General features: G+C 65.2%; 1 protein-coding gene. It reads right to left on the bottom strand.

Going from position 1 to position 1,608, the window contains the following annotated elements; genetic code table 11:
* Nucleotides 1–128 precede the first annotated feature (128 nt).
* The coding region (locus tag WCA85_RS14720) for an FUSC family protein (RefSeq protein ID WP_424065030.1) at nucleotides 129–1,608 on the bottom strand (1,480 nt) is incomplete at its 5' end.

The following is a 1,608-nucleotide window of genomic DNA, read 5'->3' as shown; positions in this document are numbered from 1 at the left end:
CGATAGCGCCGGCCGCGTCCGTGTGCGGTTGCCATGGACGCTCGGGGCTGTCCGGCGCCATGTCCAGGGACGACGTGGCGCATCCAGCCAAACCCGCCGCAGCGAGGATCGCTAGTGCGAAAGGAGGGTTAAGCCGGGGCATGAGTCGTGAGGTCCTTCGCGCCGTCGTCCGACGCGGCGTGTTCAAGTTGGGTGAGGCGTGCTTCGCCGAGATGCAGCAACGCGGCTCGTGGATCGTCGGTTGCCGCATCCTGCAAACGCGGCGTTGGCTCGGACGGCGGCGTCGCGACCGTGGCGCCCGGTTCGGCCGGCAGTGGCGGGGAATTGCCGTTAAGCCGTCTGAGCCAGTTGTCGATTGCCGGATCGCCCGGCCGTCGTTCGGCGAGCAGGAATATCGGACCTTCGAGCGCGCCGAGTCTGGCTAACGTGTAGCGGCGCTCGGCGATCCACTGCGGTTCCGGGCGTACCCACGACGGCTCGTAATGCATCAACGCGAGGTCCTGTTCCAGCGCGCCGCGCTGAGCCATCGCGCTTGCGGCCTGCACCCGACGCGTGTCGGTATGGGGCAGCGTCGTGAGCCGTTGCCAATGCTGTTGCAGGGCAGTGAGTGCGCCGTCGACCCGTCCGGCAACACTAACGGGCCACACGCGAGTGAAGACCAGATAGACGACCACGTTGCCGAGCAGGATCCCGATCGTACGATCCCGCGCAACGGTCAGATCGAAGGCGGGTGCGGCGCCCTGGATCACGCAAAGGAAGAATGCGAAGGCGATCTGGAAGCCGGCATAACCAATACGCGGCGAACCGAAAGCGACCCACGCCGCCAGCCATGCACCCACAAGCACGACGCCCATCAACGATACGACGGACGTGATCATGGGTGTCACGAACACGATTGCCGCGGTACCGACGAGCGCGCCTACCAGACACCCGGTGATCCGCAGCGTCATCTTCTCGACCGTCTCGGCGGTGGACCCAAGCGATACGATGTAGACCGTGATGAAGCAGGTGTGGATACCCGGCCAGTTGATCTGTGAATAAAGCAGATAGCAGAACATCGCCGCTGCAGTGCTCTTCAACGCGTAACGGACGTGGTCGGGATTTGTGAATGCATCAGGCAGGAAGAAACCACCTCGTTTGCCGGCGGCCGGTGGCGGGATTTCCGCTGCGGTCTCGGCTTGAACTACGGCAAAGTGGTTGATCGCATCGTGCAGGCTCTCGGCCACAACCCGCGCGATCGGCTTGAGTTCTGTCGTGGCGGGCAGGCTAAGCTCGATGTCGACCGGATAGCCGCCGGCCTCGAATATCCTGGCCATCTCCTCCAGTGTGTCGGCGATCGGCCCGATGAATGCTGCCGGCAGCCGGCCCGAGGACTCGCGGGCTGCCAGATCGGCCGCGACCAGGATCGCAAACGTCGACGACACGGCTTGCCGCAGCGCGGTAACATCGGCATGCGCCGACGATCCATCGACAACAGAAAGTTTCAGCCACGACCGGATCTGCTCGTCCCCCTCGCGCAGACACGCACCGAGCGCGTCGCACGTGGCATCGGGCTCGGTCAGGCTGCGGGCCGCGAGCCGCAGGAGCTGCGCCAGCGCGCGGCTAGCC

This window comes from Paraburkholderia sp., assembly GCF_049581445.1.
In the GTDB taxonomy this organism is placed as follows: domain Bacteria; phylum Pseudomonadota; class Gammaproteobacteria; order Burkholderiales; family Burkholderiaceae; genus Paraburkholderia.
Note: the sequence above shows the minus strand (reverse complement) of the source record. Positions and strands in the feature narration are given on the sequence as shown.